This is a genomic window from Aquifex pyrophilus, from assembly GCF_054656935.1.
The window spans coordinates 133,981-150,990 of sequence record NZ_BAAHXJ010000003.1 but is presented as its reverse complement, the minus strand read 5'-3'; the positions used below and the strand labels follow the sequence as shown (position 1 = coordinate 150,990).

Sequence of the window (17,010 nt, the reverse complement as noted above, 5' to 3'; positions counted from 1 at the left end):
CCTTTCCTTCTTTTTACCTATTTTGAACCACAGATATAACGAACTCCCTTTTCGGTTTTAGCCCAGTGAGGAGTTCCGGGCTCAAGCTCTATCATATCCCCCTCTTTTAAGGTTATCTCTTTTCCCTCCGTTCCTATAACGACCTCTCCTTCAATAACCCACCTTACCTCTCTGTCAGGGTGAGTATGAGTGGGGTAGTAAGTTCCGGGAGGGTCGTACCACTCGTAAACGCTGTATCCCTTTTCTTTCAAAATTCTGTATATCTCCGATTTATCCTTAATTCCCGTTCGCTCAACCCTCACCCTTTCCATCTCTTATATAGATTATGCTCTATCCTGAGGACGTCCAAAAGCTTGCCCACAACGAAGTTAATCATATCCTCAAGGTTTTTAGGCTTATGGTAAAAGGCGGGACTTGCCGGAACTATTATTCCTCCCGCTTCCGTTATTTTCAGCATATTCTCAAGGTGTATCTTGCTGTAGGGAGCTTCTCTGACGAGTAAAACGAGGGGAACCCTCTCCTTCAGTGCAACCTCCCCTATCCTGTGAATCAGGTTTTTATTTATTCCGTTTGCTATGCATGCGAGGGTGCTCGTTGAGCAGGGAGCTATATAAACACCCTCATACTTTACGAGAACGGAACCACTCGCAAGGGGAGAGGTAAAATCTTTTTCATCGTGAAGGAAAACGTTTTTTAAACCACTCAGGTAGTCCTCAAAGGTTTTTCCGTGTTCCTCCTTTAAAACAACCCTTGCGTTTCCCGATATAACAAGGTCAACCCTGTAGGAAAGTTCCGAAAGGGCTTTTACGAGGCTTACCCCGTAAATTACACCGCTCGCACCCGTTATGCAGACCGCTACCTTCCGCATACGAGGTGTCCGATAATACCCCCGAACGTTTCAAAGAAGAACCTTATCTTCCTCTCGTTCTCGGGAAGGATTATCACAACATATGTGTCCGTCTTACCAATCCTTATTTCTTGGGCTACCTCTTTGGGATTCTGGGTAAAGTCGTAAAAAGCAACGATGGACTCAAGGCCGTTTAAAAATCTGTCGTAGGGAATGTTTTCTCCCACCGATACGTATAACTCCGCATTTTCCGAGAACTCCGCTCCGAGCTCCCTCAGGTAATCCTTTATAATTTCCTTCAGGTGTTCGTTATCCGCATTAACCTTTACCTTTACACCTTTAAGGTCCTTGAACCAGTCGCTCTTTCCTCCTCTCTTTTCAAGGAGCTTTATCTCTTCTATTACCATACTGTCGTCAATGCCTTTACACATATCGTAAACGTTGAGGAGTGCGACGCTCACCGCGGTTAAGGCTTCCATCTCGTAACCTGTCCGTGCTATACCCCTTACCGTTGAAAATACCTCAAGGCTTGTCTCGTTTACCTTAACTTCCAGCGATATGTGGTCCACAGGAATGGGATGACAGAAAGGGAGGAGTTCCCCCGTCCTTTTAGCCCCGAATATACCGCTCAGTTTTGTCGCCTCTATAAGGTTTCCCTTAGGTATTTGATTGTTCTTAATTCTCTCTATCGTTTCCCTCTTTAGCCTAATTCTTCCGTAAGCCTTCGCTTCCCTTAGGGTTTCTATTTTTGAGGATATATCAACCGTCCTCATATATTACCCTTTTTCTTTCTTCTCAAAATTGAGGGGATTTCCTCAACAATATCTGATGGTTCTGCCTTTTTCTGCACAACTTCCTCAGGTTGTTCCTCCTTAGGTTTCTCGTTCTTTATAACTTTAAAGGATATCTCCTTACCTTCTACTGAGAACTTCTCCTCGGGAAAATCCGTCGCAACAATCGCAACTCTTATGAAATCGCTTTTATCGCTCTCAAGAACAGCACCGAATATTATCTGAGCATCTTCGTGAAGTCTACCGCTTATCCTCTCCATTATGTCTTCAATTACCGAGTAAGGTATATCTTCCGAGGTCCAGAGCGTTACGAGGGCCCTCTGAGCCCCTTCTATGGAGTTTCCTTCCAGGAGAGGGTTTGTTAAAGCCTTTTCTATTGCGGATTCCTCCTTTCCTTCTCCCTCTCCTTCTCCCATACCGATTATAGAGAGTCCTCCGTTTTCAAGGGTTGTCCTTATGTCCGCAAAGTCAACGTTAATAACCGCTTCCGTGACAACTATACTCGTTATTCCCCTCACAGCCCTTGAGAGAACAGCGTCAACCTCTTTAAAAGCGTCTTTTATGCTGAGCATCTTGTTTGAAAGCTCGCTCACCTTTTGGTTATGAATAACTATGTACGCATCCGCGGACTCCTTTAGCCTCTCAAGTCCCTTTAGGGCTATCTCCATCTTCCTTTTTCCTTCAAACTTAAAGGGGAGAGTTGCAACGGCTACCGTTAATATTCCCATATCTCTTGCGGTTTTAGCTATTACGGGAGCGGCACCAGTTCCCGTTCCACCTCCGAGTCCCGATGCTATAAACACCATATCCGCATCGGAAAGCATCTCTTTAATCTTATCTATATCCTCAAGGGCCGCTTCCTCTCCTATTTCTGGTCTCGCTCCCGCGCCCAGACCTCTCGTTACCTTTTCCCCTATCTGAATTTTATTTGGAACCTTCAGACTGTTTAGGTGTTGGATATCCGTATTTACCGCAAAGAGCTCAACGCCCTCTATTCCGTCCTCATACATCCTGTTTACCGCGTTACTTCCTCCTCCTCCCACACCGATAACCTTTATCCTGCAGGGGTTATTCAAAACTTCCATATTTATAACCTCCCTTACAGAAGTTCCTCAAAAAGGTTCTTAAGCTTTGCCTTTATACTTTCTAAGAATCCGTTCTGCTTGGAATTTGTATTTGAACTCACACTCGTTGCACGGGAAAGAAGCCCCTGCTTCAGTAGACCTACAGCAGTAGAATACTTAGGGTCGTTAATCTTTTCCTTTAGCCCTATGATTCCATGGGGAGAGGCTATTCTCACTGGAAGCCCGGTTATGTGTTCAACCGCTTCCCTGAGTCCTTTCAGCTTGGCGCTTCCCCCCGTTATAACTATGCCGTTGTTAAGAAGCTCCAGCCTTCCTCCCTTTTCCTTTATATCTTTTATGACGTAGTCTATTATTTCCTCAACACGGCTGTATATAATCTCAACAATCTCCCTTTTACTCTTAGGTATCTCTATATCCTCACCTTTCGGCTTTATGTTTACGGTCTCGTCGCCTTCATCTTTCAGGAAGGCCTCACCAACTTCCTTTTTTAACTTTTCCGCGGTTTCTATATTAATCTTGAGCATAAAGCTTAGGTCCTTCGTTATATTCATTCCCCCGAAGGGAACAACTCCCGTTATGTAGGGGCTTCCCTCTATATAGAGGGTGTAGTCTGTAAGTCCCGCTCCCATATCTATAAGGAGAACGCCCTCCTCCTTTTCCTCACGGGTTAAAACCGCTTCAGCGGAAGCAATGGCGTTTGAAGACCTCATTACGGGATTTAATCCGACTTCCATTATGGCTTTCTCAAGGTTTCTGAGTATTGTAAGGCTTGCCTTTACCACATGAACTTCTACTGATAGCTTTGAACCTTCAAGCCCTAAAGGACTTTCCACTTCCATGTGTTCATCGAGTACGTATTTCCTCGGGGTGTAGTATACGATTTCGTATCCGTCCTCTTTACTCTTCATTAGACATCTGTCTATAAGCCTGCTTATGTGGGTCTCGTCTATATCCTTAGCGGTTGATGGAATACTTATCGTATCTTTTACGTTCTGACTTTTAATTCCCGCTCCCCTCGTAGTCCCTCCCGATACTCCGTAAATAATATCCCTTACCTTTACACCAGCCATTTCCTCAGCTTCCTTTAGCGCCTCAAGGATACTTTTCTTTGCTTCCGCTAAATCGTTTATTATTCCCTTTTTTATCCCCCTTGATGGAACCTCTCCAAAGCCTATTATGTGTATGTCTCCGTAACTATCCCTCTCTCCGATTAGGTAAACAACTTTTTCGGAACCTACATCTAAAGCCGCCAATCTATTCATAGCTTCTTCCTTAAAAGTATAAATCTTTTATACCTTAAATCCACCTCCTTATAACTATTTTCCTTATTATTCATTCTTATAACGCTTTCAAGTAGGTTTAATTCCTTTAGGGAAAAATTAAATGGGAGGAGCACTCTTCTATCACCAAGATTCAGCTTTAGGCTGTTTTGATAAACGTATATCCTATCTGAATACTTCAGAAGCTTAATAAATCTTTTGTCAAGATTATTTATTCCTTTCAAGTAAATTACTTTCTCAACTTTCTGGTTCTCGTCCCGAAATAGTTTTCCGTTTTCACTCACCAGATAAACCTTGTCTCCTATAAAAACCTTTGCTACAGCTTTCCTCCTTATGAAATGTATATTCAGGTTTACGCCCTCCTTTGTGAATTTCCTATCCACCTCAAGTCTCTCAAATCTGTCTCCGAGACGTTCATTTATCTCCGCGAGAAGCTTTTCCTCATTTAAGAAGATAAGGTTCCTTCCGAGTGAGCGGAAAAGGGGCTTTATTCTTGTCGCTTCATTCGGTTTTAGCCCTTCGAGTATTACGGAGTTTACCCTCAAAAAGGGCAGTTTAAGTATGCCTATTGATAATATGTATATGAGAATGAGCGTTCCTAAGATACCGCCCACCAAGTTTCTCAAATTCCCCCCTCAGAGATAATTATATTTATCAATTCCCGAAAGTCTATACCTTTTGCTTTTGCTGACATGGGCAGTAAACTAAGTTCGGTCATTCCCGGTATGGTGTTTACCTCGAGAAAGTAAATTTCTCCATCTTCGGAAAGGCGAAAATCAATGCGTGCAAAATCCTTTAAGGATAAAACTTTGTATATTTTTTTTGAAATTTCGTGAAGTTTTTCGGTTAAAGTTTCATCTTCAATTACTACGTATTCGCTCATCCCCTTTGTATACTTACTCTCGTAGTCATATACACCTTTTTTAGGCCTTATCTCTATCACGGGAAGGGGTTCACCTTTAAGCATTCCGACCGTTAGTTCCCTTCCCTTTATGAACTCCTCAATCATTACCTTCTCCGTTTTTTTGAGTAGTTCCTCAACGTGTCCCTTTAGCTCATCAAAGCTACTCACAACTTTCAGCCCGATGCTTGAACCTTCCCTTGCGGGCTTCACAACAGCGGGAAAGGTATCCCAGTTTAAGTTTTCTAAATCCTCCCTCTCGTATATAACCTCCCACTTTGGAGTTTTTATGCCTTCCCTCTGGAGAATTCTCTTCGTGAAATCCTTGTCTATGCACACAGCGGAAGCTATCGTGTCTGAGCCCGTGTAGGGTATTCCGAGAATCTCAAGCATTCCCTGAACGGTTCCGTCCTCCCCGGGCCTCCCGTGAAGGGCTATAAAAACCTTATCTGGTTTTAACTCAAGGAGTTTGCAAGGAAGCTCGGGAGTAAGGTCAAAGGTGTAAACCTCGTGTCCAAGCTCCCTCAGGGCTTTTGCCACCGCCTCGCCCGTCTTGAGGGATATCTCCCTCTCAGAGGATTTCCCACCCATTATTACCGCTACTCTCAACCAGCTTCACCTCCTCAACGAGATTTATCCCGCAATTCTCGTAAACCTTCTCCTTCGCAATATCTATTAACTCCCTAATCTCCGAAAAGCTGGCATTCCCGTAATTTATTAGAAAATTGGCATGCTTCTCGGAAAATCCCGCATTTTTCAGTTTAAAGCCCTTAAGTCCCGATTCTTCAAGGAGCTTTCCCGCATAACTTCCCTTTGGATTCTTGAAGGTTGAACCGCTTGTCGGAAGATTAACAGGTTGCTTTTTTCTTCTTTCTTCCCTTATGCGTGTGTATTCTTCTTTGACGTTTTTTTCGGACTTTTTTAAGCGAAAAACCGCCTTAAATACTATTCCCTCTTTAGGAAAAGGAGAACTTCTGTAGGAAAAATTTATCTCCTCTTTTTTATACCTTATGAGCTCCCCCTCCCAGTTCAGGACGTAAACCTCTTCAAGAAAGTCCGATATCTCAACTCCGAAGGCTCCCGCATTCATGGATACCGCACCACCGACGCTTGCGGGAAATCCGAGGAGCCTGTAAATGCCCTCAAGGTTTTCCGAGAGGGAAATCCTTATAATCTCTTTGAGAGGTGTTCCGCAAAGGACTTCAATAAAAAAGGTATCCCCCTCCTTTCTCACCTTCATTCCCTTTAGCCTTGGTGTGCTAAGAACAACTCCCCGAATATCCCCGAATATGGTATTTGAGCCGTTTCCAAGGATGAAAAGGGGGAGCTCCTTAATTTTTGAAAAATTTATCGCGTCCTTTATTTCTTTAAGCGTTCTCGGTTCCACGTAGTAAAGGGCTTTCCCCCCTACCTTTATCGTTGTTAAATCCCTTAAGGGAAAATCCTTATAAACTTCCATGTTAACCTTTAATATTATGGTTAAATTCGGAACGGACGGGTGGAGGGCGAGGATAGCGGAAGAGTTTAACTTTGAAAACGTAAGAAAAGTTGCAAAAGCCCACGCGGAAGTCCTAAAAGAGAAAGGTTTGAATAAAGTTCTCGTGGGATACGACTGGCGTTTCCGCTCGGAGGACTTTGCTAAGGCGGTTTACGACGTTATGAAAACGGAGGGGCTTGAGGTAAAGCTCGTTGGAAGTGCTTGCACAACACCTATGGTTTCCTTCGGTGTGAAGTATATGGGATACAACGGGGGAGTGATGATAACCGCTTCCCATAATCCTCCCGTTTACAACGGGTATAAGATTAAGGAAAGTTTCGGAGGTTCCGCAACTCCCGAGTTCGTGAAAGAAGTTGAATCAAGGGTAAGAGAGGAAAAGATTGAGTTCAAAGAATACGAGCCCGAGTTTCAGGAGGTGAGGAAGCATTACGTTGAGAAGTTGAGAAGTTTAATAAACCTTGACCTTTTGAGGGAAAGGGAAACCTTAATCGTTCACGACTCAATGCACGGAACCACCTCGGGACTCCTTGAGTATGTCCTGAGGGATACAAAGGTGAGCGTTGTGAATATAAGGAAGAACAGGGACCCACTCTTTGGCGGAAATCCCCCGGAACCCATAGAGAAGTATATGGAGATAACGAAGGAGAAGGTGAGAAGCCTTAAGGCGGATTTGGGAATTGCGAACGACGGGGACGGGGACCGCGTAGCCCTCGTTGACGAAAAAGGAAATTACGTTAACACCCAGCTCATATACGCCATGCTCCTCCTTCACATACTTGAGAACAAGGGAAAAAGGGGAAAGGTTGTGAAAACGGTGTCAACAACATACCTTGCGGACCGCATATGTAAGGAGTTCGGTGTTCCCCTGATAGAGGTCGGCGTCGGCTTTAAGAACATAAACGAGATAATCCTGAAGGAAGGAGGAGTTATTTTCGGAGGCGAGGAGTCCGGAGGCTACGGCATACCCGCGTACCTTCCCGAAAGGGACGGCATATTTTCCGCCCTGAACATCCTTGAGCTTATCTACCTTAAGGATAAAACCCTTTCGGGTGTGATAGAGGAGATATTCAAACGCTTCGGAACAGCCCACTACAAAAGAATAGACCTGAGGGTTGAGGAAAAGGTAAAGAAAAAGATTGAGGAACTGAGGGAGAATCCACCCGAGAAGGTTGGGGGTGTGAAGGTGAGGGAGGTAAAGAGGATAGACGGGGTTAAGTTCGTGTTTGAGGACGATTCCTGGCTCTTGATGAGGCCGTCGGGAACGGAGCCCCTTATAAGGGTTTACGCGGAAGCTCCCTCGGAGGATGAGGTTCAGAAGCTACTTGATGCGGGTGTTGAGCTTTTAAAATAATTTAGCTGGAGGTGGAAGATGGGATACAAGGACTTACCCCCGGGGAAGAATCCTCCCGAGGATATATACGTCGTTATAGAAATTCCCCAGGGTAGCGGTATTAAGTACGAGCTTGACAAGGACACCGGCGTTATATTCGTGGACCGCTTTCTCTTTACCGCGATGTATTACCCCTTTAACTACGGCTTCATTCCCCAGACACTCGCGGACGACGGGGACCCCGTTGACGTCCTCGTCATATCAAGGGAACCCGTAGCTCCCGGAAGCGTTATGAGGTGCAGACCCATAGGTATGCTTGAGATGAGGGACGAGGAGGGAATAGATACCAAGCTGATAGCGGTTCCCCACGAAAAGCTTGACCCCACCTACAGCGATATAAAGACCGTTGACCAGCTTCCCGAGATTATCAGGGAGAGGATTAAGCACTTCTTTGAGCATTACAAGGAGCTTGAGCCCGGAAAATGGGTGAAGGTTGAAAACTGGAGAGGGCTTCAGGACGCAATAGAGGAGATAAAGAAGGGAATTGAGAACTACAAAAAAGGTGGAAAGTAAAAAGATATTGGAGCTCGGAAAAAAGGTTATATCTGAGGAGATAAGGGGACTTGAGCGTCTCCTCTCCTCCCTTGACGAAAACTTTTCCAAGGCGGTGGAGCTTATCCTTTCCTGCGAGGGCAAGGTGATACTCACCGGGATAGGAAAATCGGGACACATAGCCCGTAAGATAGCCTCAACATTCTCAAGCACGGGAACGCCTTCGGTTTTTCTCCATCCCGGGGAGGCCCTTCACGGGGACCTCGGCATAGTTGATAAGAAGGATATAGTCATAGCAATATCAAACAGCGGGGAGAGCGGAGAGGTTCTCGCCTTAATTCCATACATAAAGCTCCAGGGAGTTCCTATAATAGCCATAACCAATAATCCCCGTTCAACCCTTGCAAAGCACAGCGAGGTCGTTCTTAACCTTAACGTTGAAAGGGAAGCCTGTCCCCTTGAACTCGCACCGACGACGAGCTCAACCGCAACACTTGTTCTGGGAGACGCCCTCGCTATGACAGTTATGGAGCTGAGGGGTTTCACTAAAGAGGATTTTGCCCTGAGGCATCCCGCGGGAGCCCTCGGGAGGAAGTTGAGACTTGTTAAGGATTTATACCACACTGGTGAGGAACTACCCGTCGTGAGGGAAGATACGCCTATGAAGGAGGCGATAATAGAGATGACCGCGAAGGGGTTTGGTGCAACCGCTGTTGTGAACGAAGAGGGAAGGCTCGTCGGCATAATAACGGACGGGGACCTCAGACGCTTTGTAAACAAAGGGGGAAGTTTTGAAAACACAAGAGCGAAGGACGTTATGACAAAAAACCCGAAAACCATCTCCCCCGATGAGCTCGCCCTTTCCGCGCTTAAGAAGATGGAGGATTACAACATAACCGTGCTCATTGTCGTTGACGAGGAGAACAAACCAATAGGTATAATACATATGCACGACATCCTTAAGGCTGAAATCGTTTAAAATTGAAGAAAAACAGGAGGTAGAAGATGCCTTACAAGCTTCAGGAGAGTTTTCTTAACACGGCGAGGAAGAGAAGGGTAAAGGTTTCCATATACCTCGTGAACGGTGTAAGGCTTCAGGGAAGGATAAGGTCTTTTGATTTATTTACGATTCTTCTGGAAGATGGAAAGCAACAAACTTTAGTTTATAAACACGCAATTACAACTATCGTTCCCCACGAAAGGCTTGAGATAGAGTTTGAAGAAGCGGGGGTGCCGGGACAGGGTTAAAGCATTCCCGGCGGTTTCCCCTTTGATATAACCAACCTTTCAACGGGTTCACCGCCCTTCAGATGCTTCTCAACTATCTCGTCAACGTCTTCGGGCTTCACCTGTCCGTACCAAACGCCGTCGGGATAAACAACTACCACGGGCCCCATCATGCACGCGTTCATACAACCCGTAGGTGTTATTATCGTTGACATAAAAAGCTGAGGGTCGGTCTGAATCTTTTCCATAAAGGCCTGAAAAACTTCCCTTGAACCCCTTTGAGCACAGGAACCCTGAGGGTGTCCGGGTGGTCTATCCTGCACGCATACGAATACGTGTTTGAACTCCGCCATTTCCTTTACCTCCTTTCAAGGTTTTATCCACAATCATACAAAATCTTTCGGAGGCTTAAAATGAAGTATATCAAGAATGGAGAGGAGTGATTGTAAAAAGCTCGTGGTTCTGTCGGAAGGTGCGGACCTGGACAGCCTTTCCTCCGCCTTCGGGGTTCTTAAGCTTTTCCCGGACGCGTACCTGTTAAAGCCGAGATACCTCTCAAAGAAGGCAGGTGAGGTTTTCAAAGAGTTCAGGAAACTTTTCAGGATAACGGAAGAGCTTCCCGAGTGCTTTGACTTAATCCTCGTTGATACCCATTACATGCCAGAAAACATACCGAAAGAAAAAGTAAGGGAGATTATCGTTTACGACCACCATCCCTCGGGAGACGTAGAAAACTTCAAGGGAAAGGTTGAGAAGGTGGGTGCGGCAACAACGCTTGTGGTTGAGGAGCTTATGAAGAAAAACGTTTCCCTCACCTCCGAGGAGGCAACCCTTCTCGCCTTCGGGATATACGAGGATACGGGAAACTTAACCTACGAGGGAACAACACCGAGAGATGCTAAAGCGGTTGCCTGGCTTCTTGAGAAGGGGGCAAACCTCAGGAAGATAAGAGAGGTCGTTATGGAAACATACACTCCGGAGCAGATAGAAGCGGTGAGCAGAATAGTAAACTCAATAGAGAAGTTATTCTTAAACGGAAAGAAAATAAGCATAGCCACCGCGGTTCTTGAGAAGTACCAGCCCGATATAAACACGCTCCTTTACGAGATAAAGGACCTGAAGGAATCCGATGCCTTCTTCGTAATCCTTGAGGCGGAGGGAAAGACTTACGTCTTCGGACGCTCCCAGAGTGAGGATATAGATACCGGTGAGATTCTCTCCAAAATAGGAGGTGGAGGACACAGGGAAGCGGGGGCGGTGAAGCTTGAGAACGTTCCCGCGGAAAGGGTAAAGGAAATACTCAAAGGCATCCTTACAGAGCGTTTCGTTAAACTCAGAGTGAGGGAGATTATGAGCACACCGCCTTTCGTTCTATCGGAACGCCTGAGTGTAAAGGACGCCCTTTACGAGATGAGCCAGAGAGGCATAGCCAACGCACCCGTCATAAACAAGGAGGGAAAGCTCGTAGGTATAGTATCAAAAAAGGCTTTGCTGAAGGTTGTGAGACATTTCCCCGATAGACCAATAGAGGACTTTATGAACAGGGACTTCCGAACCCTCTCCCCAGATGCCTTTGTCTGGGAAGCGGAGGAGATACTCACGAAGTTCGGACAGAAACTCATACCAGTGGTTGAGGACGGAACGGTGATGGGTGTAGTCACGAGGCTTGACCTCATTCAGGCATTGAGAGAGGACCTGACAAAGATAAAGGAAAAAAGGAGAAAGCTGGAGCTTCCCGAAAACATAAAAGGGCTTGCTCTGAAGGTAGGCGAGATTGCGAAAAGCCTCGGATACAGGGCCTACATAGTGGGAGGGGTTGTGAGGGACATACTTCTCGGCAAGGAGGTTTGGGACGTTGATTTCGTAATTGAGGGGAACGCCATAAAGCTGGGAGAGGAGCTCGCAAGGAGGCACGGGGTAAACCTCCACCCCTTTCCCGAGTTCGGAACAGCACACCTGAAGATAGGTAAGATAAAGGTTGAGCTCGCAACCGCGAGAAGGGAAACCTACCCCAAGCCCGGAGCCTATCCAAAGGTTGAGCCCGCAAGCCTGAAGGAGGACCTCGTAAGGAGGGACTTTACCATAAACGCCATGGCCATATCGGTAAACCCTGAGGATTTCGGAACCCTTATAGACTACTTCGGCGGTCTAAGAGACCTCAAGGAGGGAATAATAAGGGTTCTCCATCCCGTAAGCTTCATAGAGGACCCCGTAAGGATACTGAGGGCTCTCAGATTTGCGGGAAGACTCGGCTTCAAGCTTTCAAGGAGTACTGAGAAGCTCCTCAAACAGGCTGTGAATATGGGCGTTCTCTCGGAAGCACCGCGGGGAAGGCTCGTAAACGAGGTTAAGTTGGCCCTAAGAGAAGAAAAATTCCTTGAGATACTTGAGCTGTACAGGAAGTACAGAATCCTTGAGGAACTGATTCACGGATTCAGGTGGAGCGAGAAGCTATACCAGAAGCTTGAGGAGCTCAGGAAGGTGGTAAACTGGCACTCCCTTGAGTTCAAAGAGGAAAAGATTGATTACGGATGGCTCTACCTCCTCGTTATACTTTCCACCCTTGATTACGAAACGGGAAGGAAGTTCCTTGAGGAGATATCCGCACCCTCTTGGGTGAGGGAGGCCTTCAAGTTCTTGTTCTTCAAGAAAAACAGCGTAGTGAAAGCCCTGAAGGAGGCAAGGACCAATTACAAGGTTTACAAAACTTTGAAAGGCTTTCACCCTTCCCTCTTGCTCCTCCTTATGCTTGATGAAGAGGTGAGGGAGAAGGTGAGAATTTTTATGGAGAGGCTGAGGCATTTCAAGGTTCCCAAGGAGAAGATTGAGGAGCTTAAGGCCAAGGGATACACGGGAAAGGAACTTGGAAAGAAGATAGAGGAGCTAAAAAAAGAGCTTATGGGGTGAAGGATGCTGGAGGTTAGGGAGGTTTTCAAGAGCTTTAAAGGGAGGCAAATCCTTAAAGGTGTATCCCTTGAGGTGGATAAGGGGGAGGTTGTGGGTCTTCTCGGGCCTAACGGTGCGGGAAAGACCACGCTCTTTAACGCGATTATAGGGTTCGTGAGCACGGACCGGGGAAGCATAAGGATAGACGGGGAGGACGTTACACACCTTCCCCCCTTCAGGAGGGCTAAAAAGGGGCTTTCCTTCCTTCCCCAGGAACACTCCCTTTTTGAGGACCTAACGGTTCTTGAGAACCTTCTCATATTTCTTGAGTTCTTCACCAAAGACAGAAACGAAGCCTTAGCGAAGGCGGAAACGCTCCTTGAGGACTTCGGACTTATAGAGCTAAAGGACCAGAAGGCTTACGCACTCTCGGGAGGACAGAAGAGGAGGCTTGAGATAGCCCGTTCCCTTATAACGAATCCGAGGTATATACTCCTTGATGAGCCCTTTGCAGGCCTTGACCCCATAATCGTATCCGAGATAAGGAAGCTCATATTAAGACTCAAGGGAAACAACATAGGCATACTCATAACGGACCACAACGTAAGGGAGACAATAAGAATGGTTGACAGAGTTTACATAATTTCTGAGGGCAGGATAATAGCTAAGGGCTACCCGGAGGATGTCGTTAAGGTTGAAGCGGTTAAAAAGAACTACCTCGGGGAGGATTTTGAGCTTTAAAACCTTGTTATAATATCCAAATTATGGAAAAGAACTGGAGCGTAGGGACAAAGTACCTGAACGATAAAACCCGTATAATTGTCGTTGGTATTACGGGAAGGGAAGCCTCTCAGGTTGTTGCGGAAAGCGAAGCCCTCTACCCCGGGTTCATAAAGGTCGGTGTCACACCCGGGAAGGGCGGTATGGAAGTAGCGGGCATTCCCGTATTCAACACCGTAAAGGAAGCCCTATCCTCCCCAGAAGGGAAGGACGTTAACACGGGGCTCGTTTACGTTCCCCCCGCATCGGTTAAGGATGCGGTAATAGAGCTTATTGACGCGGGCATTAAGCTCATCTACATAGTTACGGAGCACGTTCCCATAAGGGACACCGTTTACTTCTACCATTACGCAAAGGAGAGGGGTGTTACAATCGTCGGACCCACATCCCTCGGATGCATAGTTCCGAGGATTCCCGCAAGAATTGGAGCGATAGGTGGTAAGAACCCCTCAATAGCTTACGCGGACGGGGGACTCGTGATACTCTCAAAGTCGGGAGGTCTTACAACGACCACCGCTGAGATGTTCAAGAGAAGGGGATGGGGCGTTTACATGGCCCTTGCCCTCGGCGGAGACGTTATATCCTGCACGACCTTTGCTGACGTTCTTGAGGAAATAGCGGATGACCCCAACGTTAAGGGAGTTGTAATACAGGGAGAGGTCGGCGGAACTTACGAGGAGCAGGCTGCGGAAACAATCCTGAGACTGTATAAGGAAGGAAGGTGGAACAAGCCCGTTGCGGCTTTCGTTGCGGGTAAGTTCCAGGAGAAGATGGAAGGGGTTTCCTTCGGACACGCGGGTGCGATAGTTGAGAGAGGTAAGGGTAAGGCAACGGATAAGATAAGGATGTTTAACGAGGTTGGGAAGGAAACGGGTCTCGTGAAGGTTGCGGAGTTTTACCACGACCTCGTCAACTGTATAGAGGAGCTCGGAGTTCCGAGGGACTTTGAGGACACGACTCCCGGCGGAAAGGTTGAGCCCCTATACAGAACGATTGACCCCGAAACCTGCGAGTTCAAGCCCCAAGAATAATACAGAGCTTCTTTCCCTTCCTCCTCACAATCTTTCCCTTTCCCAGGTTCACCTCCCCACCTTTATAGAGAAGCCTCCTCACAAGCTCAACCTTTTTAAAGTCCTTCTCCTGTATAAACTTTCTCAGGACCCTTCTCTGAATAGCAACGCTCTCCCTTATTAGAACTTCAACCCTCAAGCAGTTCCCCTCAAGGGCGGAAGAAAGAACCCTATCGCTTAACTCATCAAAGTATTCACTCTCCTCCCTCAAAATCTTAACGGTTGTAAGAACGTTCTCCTCAAGGTTGGGGTTTATCTTTTTTAGTTCGGGAATGACCCTGTGTCTTATTCTGTTTCTCGGTATGCTAACGTCGTAATTCGTCTCGTCCTCAACCCAGGATAGATTCTTAAATCTCGCGTAGTTTATTATCTCTTCCTTCTTGACGTAGTAAAGGGGTCTTACGATATCCCCTTCCCTTGGAAGGAAGCCTATTAGCCCCTCCGTTCCCGTTCCCCTCGTCAGGAATAGGATAATTGTCTCAACGAGGTCGTTGAGGTGGTGTGCGGTAGCTATAGCGTCGTAGCCCTCCCTCTCCTTTACACTCCTCAGAAATTCATACCTTAGAATTCTCCCCGCTTCCTCAAGGCTGAGGCCTTCCCTCTTTGCAAAATCCTTAACATTTCCCTTTTCAACGAAAATCTTCAATCCCCTTTTTCTCGCAAACTCCCTTGCAAATTCTTCGTCCCTTTTTGCGGTTTCCCTAAGCATATGGTTAAAGTGGGCGAGGGCTACCTCCTCAAAACCGAAGTAATTTCTCAGCTTCAGGAGTATATCCGTTAAAACTACCGAGTCAACTCCTCCCGAAAAGGCCACGAGAACTTTCTTCTCCCCCCTGAATATTCTTTCTTCATTCTGGAGCTTTAAAACCTTCCTTACGACGAGCGTTTCGGGACTCATTCCCCGTTGTGAACGAGGTTGTAGAGCTCGGTAAGGGTCTTTAAAACCTCCTCAGGAACCTCCTTTCTGTAGTTTTCCTTAAAGTAGCTCTTGTAGAGCTCAAGTATGTTAAGGGTTTCGCTTTTTTCGTTTTCTTCTCTTTTTCTTTGCTGGGAGCTTTCAAGGAGCTCCATCTTTATGAGCTTATCCCCGAGAACCTCCCTCACCCTTTCCATAACGAAGTTTAACCTCGTTTTGTCGCTTACCCTTATCCTTACCTTCAGGTATCCCTGTAGCTTCTTAATTTCTTCAAGGCTCTTCAGGTAATCCCTCTGGTCTATCTCAACCTCGTGAAGGGGATTCTTAAGGCTTAGCTTTATAGCTTCAACGTGGGGAGGGGAGTCCTCCTTCAGTTCAACGAAGTTAAAAAACTTGTCGCTTCCCGCTTCCGAGAAATCAAGCTGGAAGAGAGAGCCCGTGTAGTATGCGGGTGAGGGAACTCTCTCAAGCCTCTGGTACCTATGGACGTGCCCGAGGGCTACGTAATCAAAACCTTCGGGAATGGAGGTTGGCTCAATAGCGTAATACTGGGATATGCTCGCTTCCCTTTCCGTTCTCGTGAACTTTGAGCCCGCTATGAAGAGGTGGGAGAGGAGAACTTTAAACCTTGCGTCCTCAACCTTTTTGTATAAATACTTTATCGCCTTCTCAACAGCAAGGGCGTAAGAGAGCTTTGACTCGCTTCCCGCACCCGTTATAACCCTCTCGGAGGGGTAAGGGAGGCATGCCACCTTCAGCTCTCCGAACTCAAAGACTCCGTTCTCAAGGTCAGGTTTGTGAAAAACGTGAACGTTTATAACTTTGAGGAGTTTTCCTATACTTTTCATAAACTCGTAGCTGTCGTGATTTCCCGCGATGACCACGGAAGGGATGTTCAGGGAGCGGAGTCTCAGGAAGAAATCAAAAACAACCTCCTTAGCCTCGTTGTCGGGATTAGCCTTATCAAAGAGGTCCCCCGCTACGAGAACAAGGTCAGGCCTGCTTTCCTTACAAAAATCTATTACCTGGGAGAGGGCATAAGATACGTCTTCGTTCCTTGATACCCTCCCCAGGCTTTTCCCGGCGTGAACGTCAGAGAGATGCAACAGCCTCATATCTCTTAATTATTTTCTCAAGTTTGTGAAGGAAAGGTGTCTCTCCGAACCTTTTAAGGATGTTGTATTTCTCCCTTGCCTTCTCCATCACGTGTCTTATAACATCCTTCGGTTCGTCAACGAGAACCATGAGGTTCAGGTCCTCCTCGTCTATGGTTCCGTGCTTTACCATAACCTCCTTCATGAACTCAAGGAGTTTTGAGTAATACTCGCTTCCGAAGAGTATGAGGGGAAATTTATGGCTTTTCCCCGTCTGTATAAGGGTGAGGGCTTCAAAGAGCTCGTCAAAGGTCCCGAAACCTCCCGGAAATATAACGTAAGCCATCGCGTACTTGAGGAGCATAACCTTTCTAACGAAGAAGTATTTAAACTTTAGGTTCTTTGTCTGGTACTTATTGGGAACCTGTTCCCGCGGTATGTCTATGTTAAGTCCTATGCTTTCGGTTCCGCTGTCGTATGCCCCCCTGTTTGCGGCCTCCATTATTCCGGGTCCTCCCCCCGTTATTATCGTAAAACCCAGCTTCCCGAGATTAAAAGCCGTTTCATAGGCGAGTTTATAATATTTGTCCGTTTCCTTTGCCCTTGAGCTTCCGAAAAAGGTTATTGCGGGACCAACATCCGCGAGCTCGTCAAATCCGTAAACGAACTCGCTCATTATCTTGAAAACTCTCCAGGTATCCCCTTGCCTTATCTTCAGCTCTTCTATAATCCTTAGACTGTCTTTATCCATAC

Annotated in this window: 19 protein-coding genes; 7 read left to right on the top strand and 12 right to left on the bottom strand. The window is 46.5% G+C overall.

Annotation, left to right across the window (positions count from 1 at the left end; genetic code table 11):
- Window positions 1-17 precede the first annotated feature (17 nt).
- The 8 genes from ACYQZ0_RS01385 to murB are packed head-to-tail and all read right to left on the bottom strand — an operon-like array spanning window position 18 to window position 6,363.
- Window positions 18-311, bottom strand: a complete 294-nt coding sequence (locus ACYQZ0_RS01385) for a cupin domain-containing protein (protein ID WP_459774662.1) — start codon at window positions 309-311, stop codon at window positions 18-20.
- Window positions 299-868, bottom strand: a complete 570-nt coding sequence (locus ACYQZ0_RS01380) for a UbiX family flavin prenyltransferase (RefSeq protein WP_459774660.1) — start codon at window positions 866-868, stop codon at window positions 299-301. The genes ACYQZ0_RS01385 and ACYQZ0_RS01380 overlap by 13 nt, the downstream gene beginning before the upstream one ends.
- Window positions 856-1,620, bottom strand: a complete 765-nt coding sequence (moaC, locus tag ACYQZ0_RS01375; protein ID WP_459774658.1) for a cyclic pyranopterin monophosphate synthase MoaC — start codon at window positions 1,618-1,620, stop codon at window positions 856-858. The genes ACYQZ0_RS01380 and moaC overlap by 13 nt, the downstream gene beginning before the upstream one ends.
- On the bottom strand, window positions 1,617-2,723 hold the full coding sequence (gene ftsZ / locus ACYQZ0_RS01370; protein ID WP_459774656.1) for a cell division protein FtsZ: 1,107 nt from the start codon (window positions 2,721-2,723) through the stop codon (window positions 1,617-1,619). Before ftsZ ends, moaC begins: the two co-directional genes overlap by 4 nt.
- A 14-nt stretch (window positions 2,724-2,737) precedes the next feature.
- Window positions 2,738-3,985, bottom strand: coding sequence for a cell division protein FtsA (gene ftsA / locus ACYQZ0_RS01365; RefSeq protein ID WP_459774654.1), 1,248 nt, complete (start codon window positions 3,983-3,985; stop codon window positions 2,738-2,740).
- Window positions 3,982-4,629, bottom strand: coding sequence for a cell division protein FtsQ/DivIB (locus tag ACYQZ0_RS01360; RefSeq protein WP_459774652.1), 648 nt, complete (start codon window positions 4,627-4,629; stop codon window positions 3,982-3,984). The genes ftsA and ACYQZ0_RS01360 overlap by 4 nt, the downstream gene beginning before the upstream one ends.
- Window positions 4,626-5,495 carry a D-alanine--D-alanine ligase family protein gene (locus tag ACYQZ0_RS01355; RefSeq protein WP_459774650.1) on the bottom strand — a complete coding sequence of 290 codons (870 nt, stop codon included), beginning with the start codon at window positions 5,493-5,495 and terminating at the stop codon, window positions 4,626-4,628. Before ACYQZ0_RS01355 ends, ACYQZ0_RS01360 begins: the two co-directional genes overlap by 4 nt.
- Window positions 5,476-6,363: a UDP-N-acetylmuramate dehydrogenase gene (murB, locus tag ACYQZ0_RS01350; RefSeq protein ID WP_459774648.1), complete on the bottom strand. Its 888-nt coding sequence runs from the start codon at window positions 6,361-6,363 to the stop codon at window positions 5,476-5,478. The genes ACYQZ0_RS01355 and murB overlap by 20 nt, the downstream gene beginning before the upstream one ends.
- A 16-nt stretch (window positions 6,364-6,379) precedes the next feature.
- Between murB and ACYQZ0_RS01345 the strand changes: the two genes are divergently transcribed.
- The 4 genes from ACYQZ0_RS01345 to hfq are packed head-to-tail and all read left to right on the top strand — an operon-like array spanning window position 6,380 to window position 9,532.
- The gene (locus ACYQZ0_RS01345; protein ID WP_459774646.1) at window positions 6,380-7,753 is read left to right on the top strand and encodes a phosphoglucomutase/phosphomannomutase family protein; all 1,374 of its coding nucleotides are present in this window, start codon (window positions 6,380-6,382) and stop codon (window positions 7,751-7,753) included.
- Window positions 7,754-7,771: 18 nt separating this feature from the next.
- Window positions 7,772-8,305, top strand: a complete 534-nt coding sequence (gene ppa, locus ACYQZ0_RS01340) for an inorganic diphosphatase (protein WP_459774644.1) — start codon at window positions 7,772-7,774, stop codon at window positions 8,303-8,305.
- A gap of 4 nt (window positions 8,306-8,309) precedes the next feature.
- Entirely contained in the window at window positions 8,310-9,263 is a 954-nt protein-coding gene (locus ACYQZ0_RS01335) for a KpsF/GutQ family sugar-phosphate isomerase (RefSeq protein ID WP_459774987.1), read from the top strand.
- A 26-nt stretch (window positions 9,264-9,289) separates the two neighbouring features.
- Entirely contained in the window at window positions 9,290-9,532 is a 243-nt protein-coding gene (gene hfq / locus ACYQZ0_RS01330; protein WP_459774642.1) for an RNA chaperone Hfq, read from the top strand.
- On the opposite strand, the gene ACYQZ0_RS01325 is transcribed toward hfq, so the two are convergent.
- Window positions 9,529-9,864 (bottom strand): (2Fe-2S) ferredoxin domain-containing protein, encoded by a 336-nt coding sequence (locus ACYQZ0_RS01325; protein WP_459774640.1) that lies wholly within the window; start codon window positions 9,862-9,864, stop codon window positions 9,529-9,531. The two genes, hfq and ACYQZ0_RS01325, sit on opposite strands and share 4 nt — an antisense overlap.
- A 76-nt stretch (window positions 9,865-9,940) precedes the next feature.
- Here ACYQZ0_RS01325 and ACYQZ0_RS01320 point away from each other — a divergent pair, with 76 nt between their 5' ends.
- Genes ACYQZ0_RS01320 through ACYQZ0_RS01310 form a run of 3 tightly spaced genes read left to right on the top strand, consistent with a single transcriptional unit; the run spans window position 9,941 to window position 14,208 of the window.
- The gene (locus ACYQZ0_RS01320) at window positions 9,941-12,418 is read left to right on the top strand and encodes a CBS domain-containing protein (RefSeq protein WP_459774638.1); all 2,478 of its coding nucleotides are present in this window, start codon (window positions 9,941-9,943) and stop codon (window positions 12,416-12,418) included.
- A 3-nt stretch (window positions 12,419-12,421) separates the two neighbouring features.
- Window positions 12,422-13,138 (top strand): LPS export ABC transporter ATP-binding protein, encoded by a 717-nt coding sequence (lptB, locus tag ACYQZ0_RS01315; RefSeq protein ID WP_459774636.1) that lies wholly within the window; start codon window positions 12,422-12,424, stop codon window positions 13,136-13,138.
- Between the two features lie 23 nt (window positions 13,139-13,161).
- Window positions 13,162-14,208: a succinate--CoA ligase subunit alpha gene (locus ACYQZ0_RS01310; protein WP_459774634.1), complete on the top strand. Its 1,047-nt coding sequence runs from the start codon at window positions 13,162-13,164 to the stop codon at window positions 14,206-14,208.
- On the opposite strand, the gene tilS is transcribed toward ACYQZ0_RS01310, so the two are convergent.
- The 3 genes from tilS to ACYQZ0_RS01295 are packed head-to-tail and all read right to left on the bottom strand — an operon-like array spanning window position 14,192 to window position 17,008.
- Window positions 14,192-15,145, bottom strand: a complete 954-nt coding sequence (gene tilS, locus ACYQZ0_RS01305) for a tRNA lysidine(34) synthetase TilS (protein ID WP_459774632.1) — start codon at window positions 15,143-15,145, stop codon at window positions 14,192-14,194. The genes ACYQZ0_RS01310 and tilS overlap by 17 nt on opposite strands.
- On the bottom strand, window positions 15,142-16,278 hold the full coding sequence (gene sbcD, locus ACYQZ0_RS01300) for an exonuclease subunit SbcD (RefSeq protein WP_459774630.1): 1,137 nt from the start codon (window positions 16,276-16,278) through the stop codon (window positions 15,142-15,144). The genes tilS and sbcD overlap by 4 nt, the downstream gene beginning before the upstream one ends.
- Window positions 16,256-17,008: an LOG family protein gene (locus ACYQZ0_RS01295; RefSeq protein ID WP_459774628.1), complete on the bottom strand. Its 753-nt coding sequence runs from the start codon at window positions 17,006-17,008 to the stop codon at window positions 16,256-16,258. Before ACYQZ0_RS01295 ends, sbcD begins: the two co-directional genes overlap by 23 nt.
- Between the last annotated feature and the right edge of the window lie 2 nt (window positions 17,009-17,010).

Coding starts and splice junctions, on each gene's coding strand:
- hfq (WP_459774642.1), top strand. CDS start 9,290: ATGCCTTACAAGCTTCAGGAGAGTTTTCTTAACACGGCGAGGAAGAGA.
- ACYQZ0_RS01320 (WP_459774638.1), top strand. CDS start 9,941: ATGGAGAGGAGTGATTGTAAAAAGCTCGTGGTTCTGTCGGAAGGTGCG.
- murB (WP_459774648.1), bottom strand. CDS start 6,363: ATGGAAGTTTATAAGGATTTTCCCTTAAGGGATTTAACAACGATAAAG.
- ftsA (WP_459774654.1), bottom strand. CDS start 3,985: ATGAATAGATTGGCGGCTTTAGATGTAGGTTCCGAAAAAGTTGTTTAC.
- ACYQZ0_RS01385 (WP_459774662.1), bottom strand. CDS start 311: ATGGAAAGGGTGAGGGTTGAGCGAACGGGAATTAAGGATAAATCGGAG.
- tilS (WP_459774632.1), bottom strand. CDS start 15,145: ATGAGTCCCGAAACGCTCGTCGTAAGGAAGGTTTTAAAGCTCCAGAAT.
- moaC (WP_459774658.1), bottom strand. CDS start 1,620: ATGAGGACGGTTGATATATCCTCAAAAATAGAAACCCTAAGGGAAGCG.
- ACYQZ0_RS01310 (WP_459774634.1), top strand. CDS start 13,162: ATGGAAAAGAACTGGAGCGTAGGGACAAAGTACCTGAACGATAAAACC.
- ACYQZ0_RS01380 (WP_459774660.1), bottom strand. CDS start 868: ATGCGGAAGGTAGCGGTCTGCATAACGGGTGCGAGCGGTGTAATTTAC.
- ACYQZ0_RS01345 (WP_459774646.1), top strand. CDS start 6,380: ATGGTTAAATTCGGAACGGACGGGTGGAGGGCGAGGATAGCGGAAGAG.
- lptB (WP_459774636.1), top strand. CDS start 12,422: ATGCTGGAGGTTAGGGAGGTTTTCAAGAGCTTTAAAGGGAGGCAAATC.
- ACYQZ0_RS01355 (WP_459774650.1), bottom strand. CDS start 5,495: ATGGGTGGGAAATCCTCTGAGAGGGAGATATCCCTCAAGACGGGCGAG.
- ACYQZ0_RS01295 (WP_459774628.1), bottom strand. CDS start 17,008: ATGGATAAAGACAGTCTAAGGATTATAGAAGAGCTGAAGATAAGGCAA.
- ftsZ (WP_459774656.1), bottom strand. CDS start 2,723: ATGGAAGTTTTGAATAACCCCTGCAGGATAAAGGTTATCGGTGTGGGA.
- sbcD (WP_459774630.1), bottom strand. CDS start 16,278: ATGAGGCTGTTGCATCTCTCTGACGTTCACGCCGGGAAAAGCCTGGGG.
- ppa (WP_459774644.1), top strand. CDS start 7,772: ATGGGATACAAGGACTTACCCCCGGGGAAGAATCCTCCCGAGGATATA.
- ACYQZ0_RS01325 (WP_459774640.1), bottom strand. CDS start 9,864: ATGGCGGAGTTCAAACACGTATTCGTATGCGTGCAGGATAGACCACCC.